Here is a 5,508-nt window from a genome sequence, read left to right as displayed (position 1 = left end):
GGGGCGGGGGCCGGTCAGATCAGGCCGGTCTGGGCGGCGGCGGTCAGGAACGCCTCGGCGGCGAAGTCGATGTCGGCGGCGGTGTGGCGGGCGGTGACCGCGATGCGCAGCCGGGCGAGGTCGTTGGGGACGGCGGGGGTGACGACGGGCAGGCCGATGACGCCGGCCTTGCGGCAGGCGGTGGCGTAGTCGTAGGCGGCGTCGTCGCTGCCGGCGATGACGGGCAGGACGGCGGTGGTGGAGTGCATGGTGGAGATGCCGGCGTCGTTGAGGCGCTTGCGCAGGCGCCGGGCCTGGGTCTGGGTGTGGGTGACGCGTTCGGGCTCGCGGCGCAGGATGCGCAGGGATTCCAGGGCGGCGCCGGTCTGGGCGGGGCCGAGGGCGGCGGAGAACAGGAACGGGCGGGCGGCGTAGCGCAGGTGGCCGATGAGGTCGTGGCTGCCGGCGACCCAGCCGCCCATGGAGGGGATGGCCTTGGAGAGGGTGCCGAGTTTGACGTCGACGCGGACCTTGTGGTCGAAGTGTTCCTCGATGCCGCCGCCGGTTGCGCCGATGACGCCCAGGGCGTGGGCCTCGTCGACCATGAGCAGGGCGTCGTAGCGGTCGCAGACCTCGCGCAGTTCGGGCAGCGGGGCGATGTCGCCGTCCATGGAGTAGACGCTGTCGACGATGACCAGGCGGACGCCGGTGGGGGCGGCGGCCTTGAGGCGGCGCTCCAGGTGGTCGACGTCGTTGTGGCGGAAGCGGGTGACGGTGGCGCCGGACAGGCGGCAGCCGTCGACGATGGAGGCGTGGTCGTACTTGTCGATCAGGACGGTGTCGCCGGCGCCGACCAGGGCGCCGACGGTGCCGACGTTGGCGGCGTAGCCGGAGCCGAAGACCAGGGCGCGTTCGCGGCGGGCGAAGCGGGCGACCTCGGCCTCCAGTTCCTCGTGCAGGGGGATGGTGCCGGCCAGGGCCCGTACGCCGTGGTTGCCGGTGCCGTAGACGTCGACGGCGGCCTTGGCGGCGGCCACGACGCGCTCGTCGCCGGCCAGTCCGAGGTAGCTGTAGCCGGACATCATGAGCAGGCGCTCGCCGTCGAGGTCGCAGTAGGCGCTGTCGCGTTCCATGGTGTAGGCGACGAAGCTGTTGCGCCGGGAGGGGTCGGACTCCAGTGCGGCCACGCGGGCGTTGGTTGCGGCGAGCTTCGGCTCCAGGCGGTTCCATGCTCCGGTGGCGTTCACGGGCGTTTCTCCTTCACGGCGTCACGGTTTTCACGGCTTTCGCGGGCATTCGGCTTCCCGTCCGCGGGGGCGGGGGCCCGGGGTGGCTGCGGGGGTGTTTTCTCGAAGCCTTCACGCGGGGTGCTCAAGGATGGCTACATTTCTACGGCAGGATGCGCAAGGCGTCCGCAATAGCCGCTTTCCTGGCCTGCGGGAACGCTCTGACGTGCAGAAACCTTGCGTCCACGACGCATTGACCGGCCGGTGGGTATGTTTTCTCGGCCGGTGTTGACACCGCGCGATGCGGCGAATGTATGGTCGAAATCCGCTGAAACCGAACGGCTGGTCGGCGGTTTATTGTTACGATCCGCGATTTCCCGCGCCGACGGCCGGATACGGGCCGTCACTTCTGCTTTGACTCAAGGGGGTTGGAGCTCGTGTCGAAAGGCTTCAGGGAAGACGGTCCGTCCGGCAGATCGGGGGCGCGCGCATGCTGATCCGCCTCACCGGTCTGGTGGCCGTCGAGCACCAGGACGGCGCCCCGCAGCACCTGTCCAGCGCCCAGGCCCAGGTGGCGTTCGCCCGCCTGGTGCTGGAGCGTTCCAGCGGTACCAGCCGCGACCAGCTGGCCGACACCATCTGGCCCGACGGCCTGCCCGACACCTGGGCCTCCGCGCTGCGCAGCGTGGTCTCCCGGGTGCGGGCCTTCGTCACCGCGCCGGGTCAGGGCCCGGGTGCGACCCCGTTGATCGCCCAGGGCGGGCGGTACGTGCTGCGGCTGCCCGCGGACGCGGCCGTGGACCTGGAGGCGGCGGCCTCGGCGGTGGGCGAGGCCGGCGAGGCGCTGGCGGCGGGCGGCCACGCGGTGGCCCAGCAGCTGGCCGCGGGGGCGCTGTCGAACCTGCGCGGGGCGTTCCTGCCCGACCACGAGGGCGAGTGGGCGCAGGGGGTGCGCGAGCACGTGGAGGAGTTGCGCATCGGTGCGCTGGAGACGGCGAGTCTGGCGGCCTCCGCGCTCGGCGAGGAGCACCACGCGCTGCGCTGGGCCGACGAGGCGGTGCGCCGGGCCCCGTTCCGCGAGAGTGCCTACCGCTGCCGGATGGAGGCGCTGGCCGCCGCCGGCAACCGGGCCGAGGCGCTGCGCTGCTACCAGCAGTTGCGTCAGGTGCTGGCGGAGGAGTTGGGCATCGACCCGGCCGCCGAGACCCAGGAGCTCTACCTCGCGCTGCTGCGCACTCCCGCCCCCGCGGCGCCCGCTCCGGCGGCGGTGCGGGCGGTGGACCCGGTGCTGATGGGCATCTTCGAGCCGCTGGCGCTGGCCCGGCTGGCCCGTCCGGTGCCCGCGCCGGTGCGCGCCGCCTGAGGCCCGCCCGTCCCTCCCCTCCTTTTCCCGCCGCCGTCCGGCGCCGTCCGCCGCCGTCCGGCCCGTGCGGCGCGCCCGGCCCGTGCGCCGTGTCCGCCGTGTTCCGCCGCCCCGCCGGTCCCCCCGTCCGGCGGGGCGCGCGCGTGCCGCCCGGTCGCGGCCGGTCGCACTCCGCCGTGCCCCGCCGGCGTCCCGGGGGGCGGGGGCCTGCGGCGATGCCCGTCGCCGGTGCCTCTCGTGCCGGCGCCGTGTCCGGGTGGCGCGGCGGCCGTTGTGCGGTCGCGGCGCCCGGTCGCCCGGGCCCGGGGGCGTGTTGCGCGGCTGTTGCGGTGAGCGTGGCGGCCGGGTCGGGCATAGTAGCGTCGTGTACGTGAAGTCGCGCACACGGCGCGGTCTTTGGCCATCGAACGGACGGGGGTCGAGTGTTGGGAAGGGGTGGTGGGTGTGGGACGGGCACGCGTGGCGGCGCGGGTGATCGTGCACCCTGGTGTGGAGGACGTGAGCGTCCAGCAGGTGCTGGAGGCGCTCGCTGATCCGGCCCGCAGGACGGTGGTGCGCACGCTCGCGCACTCGGGAGCCGATCTGAGCTGCGGTTCCTTCGACCTGCCGGTGGGGCGTTCGACCTCCAGCCACCACTTCGGTGTGCTGCGCGAGGCGGGGCTGCTGCGCCAGTACTACGTGGGCACCACCAAGATGAACGCGCTGCGCAGCGAGGAGCTGGAGCGGCGGTTCCCGGGGCTGCTGGCGGCGGTGGTGGCGGCCGCGGACGCGGAGGCCGGGCAGGGGGGCGGGGTGTGCGCGGGGCCGGGGGTGTGAGGGCGGGCCGGTCGTCGACGGTAAGGGAGTTGAGCGTCCGTCGGTCGGCTGCGGCCCCCCGTGGGGCGGGGCGGGCGGGGGCGGGGCGTAGGCTTGCCGCCCATGATCGACAGCGACGACCCCGGGCGGGGACGGGACGGCACGCGCCGGTGGGTCCAGGGGCACCTCGGGCCCGGTGAACGCGTCACCGCGGTGACCGCGCTCAAGGGCGGCTGGACCTCGCGGATGCGCCGCCTGGACGTCGAACGCCCCGGCGGCGCGGCCCCGTACGCGCTGGTGCTGCGCTCCTTCGTCAAGCCGTTCTACCGCCGCCACGCCCCGGGGCTGCTGGCCCGCGAGGCCGCCGTGCTGCGCCTGCTGGAGGGCAGCGGCATCCCGGCGGCGCGGCTGGTCGCGGTGGACGCGGCGGGGGCGGTGTGCGAGCACCCGTCGCTGGTGATGACCCACCTGCCCGGCAGCGTGCGCCTGGCCGAGGACGGCGACGCGCCCGCCCGCGCCGACCTGCTGGCGGCCCAGCTGGCCGCCGTGCACGCCCTGGCGGTCGGCGAGCGGGAACGGCCGCGCGCCTGGCAGGCGTGGACGGCCCCCGACCGGGTCGCCGTGCCCGTGGGCACCGCCCGTACCGGCCTGTGGGAGCGGGCGGTGGAGGTGATCGGCGGCGAGGCGCCCGCGCACCACGCCTGCTTCCTGCACCGCGACTTCCACCCCGGCAACGTGCTGTTCACCGGCACGGGCACCGGCCTCGCGGTCGCCGGGGTCGTCGACTGGGTGGAGACCTCCTGGGGCCCGGCCGACCTGGACGTCGCCCACTGCGCCACCGCCCTGGCCCTGCTGCACGGCCCCGGGGCGGGCCTGGCCTTCGCCGACCGCTACACCGCCGCCGGCGGCCGCGACCTCGCCGAGGGCCGCGCGCACCTGTACTGGCGGCTGCTGGACGCCCTCGCCTTCGCCCCCGACGCGCAGAAGGTCGCCGAGCCCTGGCGGGAACTGGGCCGCACCGACCTGACACCCGCCGTGCTGACCGGGCGCCTGGAGGACTACCTGCAGGGCCTGTTCGACCGCTACGCCTGAGGGGGCCCGGGCGGTTCGGGCCGCGGCGGGCCCGGGCGGGTGCGTGGGCGGGGCGGCAGGCGTGGGCGGCGGTCAGGCGTGGGGGGCGCCGTGGGGGCCGGCGTGGGCGAGCGGCGGGGCGATGGCCTGGGCGTCGGCGCCCTGGCCCACCCACAGGCCGATCAGCAGCGCCGCCGCCGCCTCCAGCAGGTGGGCGCGCTCCAGCGGCCCGGCCGTCAGCGGCTCGCAGCCCGTGTCCCGGACCAGAGCCGCGACGGTGGCCAGCGCCCGATCGTCGTCCCCGCACAGCGGCACCGCCAGCGCCCGCCCGTCGAAGACCGGCGGACGCAGGTCCCACACGCTCGCGTGGCAGAGGTTGAACGCCTTGACCACCCGCGCCCCGGGGGCGGCGGCCGCGATCCGCTCGGCCGCCGAGGGCCCCCGTCCGGTGGCCAGGGCGAACCCCTCGGCCACCGGGTTGGAGCAGTCCACCACGGTGCGCCCCGCCAGCGCCCGCGCGTGCGCGCCGGCCACGGCGGGCGCGGCCCGGTGCGGGAGGGCCAGCAGCACCGCGTCCCGCCCGTGCGCCACCGCCTGCCCGACCCCGCCCCACCGGGCACCGCCCGCGTCCCCCGCCGCACCGGCCGCCCGGCCCGCGTCGCGCCCGCCCACCAGCACCTCGTGCCCGGCCCGCACCCACGCGCCGCCCAGCGCCCGCGCCATCGCCCCGGTACCGACGATCCCGATCCTCATGCCACAACTCCCCTGTCCCCTGCGGCCCGTACGGCCCTCGCCACGACAGTAGGCGCCGGATCGGGCACCATCCGGTACATGACCGACCACCAGGAACTTCTCGCCGACTGCCCCGCCCGCCTCGCCTTCGACCTGCTCGCCCACACCTGGGACCCGGTCGTCCTGTGGGCGCTGCGCCACGGCCCGGTGCGCCCGCACCAACTGGTGCGGCGCATCGGCGGCATCAGCCCCAAGGTCCTCAACCAGTGCCTGCACCGCCTGTGCGACGCCCAGGCCCTGGAGGAACTGCGGCTGGCCGCCGCCGAGGAACTGGCCCGCGCC

At 75.9% G+C, this 5,508-nt stretch carries 6 protein-coding genes; 4 read left to right on the top strand and 2 right to left on the bottom strand.

The genetic code is table 11. The annotated features are described in order from the left end of the window. Positions 1–14: 14 nt before the first annotated feature. Positions 15–1,226 (bottom strand): aminotransferase class I/II-fold pyridoxal phosphate-dependent enzyme, encoded by a 1,212-nt coding sequence (locus tag ACIQOV_RS25440; protein ID WP_380546389.1) that lies wholly within the window; start codon positions 1,224–1,226, stop codon positions 15–17. Between the two features lie 469 nt (positions 1,227–1,695). On the opposite strand from ACIQOV_RS25440, the gene ACIQOV_RS25435 reads away from it, so the two are divergent. The 3 genes from ACIQOV_RS25435 (at position 1,696) to ACIQOV_RS25425 (ending at position 4,455) form a co-directional block, all read left to right on the top strand. Continuing rightward, complete coding sequence (locus tag ACIQOV_RS25435; RefSeq protein WP_359911919.1) at positions 1,696–2,568, top strand: BTAD domain-containing putative transcriptional regulator; 873 nt, start codon at positions 1,696–1,698, stop codon at positions 2,566–2,568. 444 nt (positions 2,569–3,012) lie between these two features. After that, positions 3,013–3,384, top strand: coding sequence for a helix-turn-helix transcriptional regulator (locus ACIQOV_RS25430; RefSeq protein WP_359911921.1), 372 nt, complete (start codon positions 3,013–3,015; stop codon positions 3,382–3,384). A gap of 102 nt (positions 3,385–3,486) precedes the next feature. Beyond that, on the top strand, positions 3,487–4,455 hold the full coding sequence (locus ACIQOV_RS25425; protein WP_401052162.1) for a phosphotransferase family protein: 969 nt from the start codon (positions 3,487–3,489) through the stop codon (positions 4,453–4,455). Positions 4,456–4,527: 72 nt separating this feature from the next. On the opposite strand, the gene ACIQOV_RS25420 is transcribed toward ACIQOV_RS25425, so the two are convergent. After that, complete coding sequence (locus tag ACIQOV_RS25420; protein ID WP_401052160.1) at positions 4,528–5,187, bottom strand: NADPH-dependent F420 reductase; 660 nt, start codon at positions 5,185–5,187, stop codon at positions 4,528–4,530. Positions 5,188–5,265: 78 nt separating this feature from the next. Here ACIQOV_RS25420 and ACIQOV_RS25415 point away from each other — a divergent pair. After that, positions 5,266–5,508 (top strand): winged helix-turn-helix transcriptional regulator (locus ACIQOV_RS25415; RefSeq protein WP_401052158.1); only part of this gene is annotated, 243 nt, incomplete at its 3' end.

It is taken from the genome of Kitasatospora sp. NPDC091257 (assembly GCF_044757675.1).
Classification (GTDB): Bacteria; Actinomycetota; Actinomycetes; order Streptomycetales; family Streptomycetaceae; genus Kitasatospora; species Kitasatospora lactacystinica.
Note: the sequence above shows the minus strand (reverse complement) of the source record. Positions and strands in the feature narration are given on the sequence as shown.

What these genes read in the sequence shown, in the direction of transcription:
- ACIQOV_RS25435 (WP_359911919.1), top strand. Translation starts at nt 1,696, where the DNA reads ATGCTGATCCGCCTCACCGGTCTGGTGGCCGTCGAGCACCAGGACGGC.
- ACIQOV_RS25425 (WP_401052162.1), top strand. Translation starts at nt 3,487, where the DNA reads ATGATCGACAGCGACGACCCCGGGCGGGGACGGGACGGCACGCGCCGG.
- ACIQOV_RS25420 (WP_401052160.1), bottom strand. Translation starts at nt 5,187, where the DNA reads ATGAGGATCGGGATCGTCGGTACCGGGGCGATGGCGCGGGCGCTGGGC.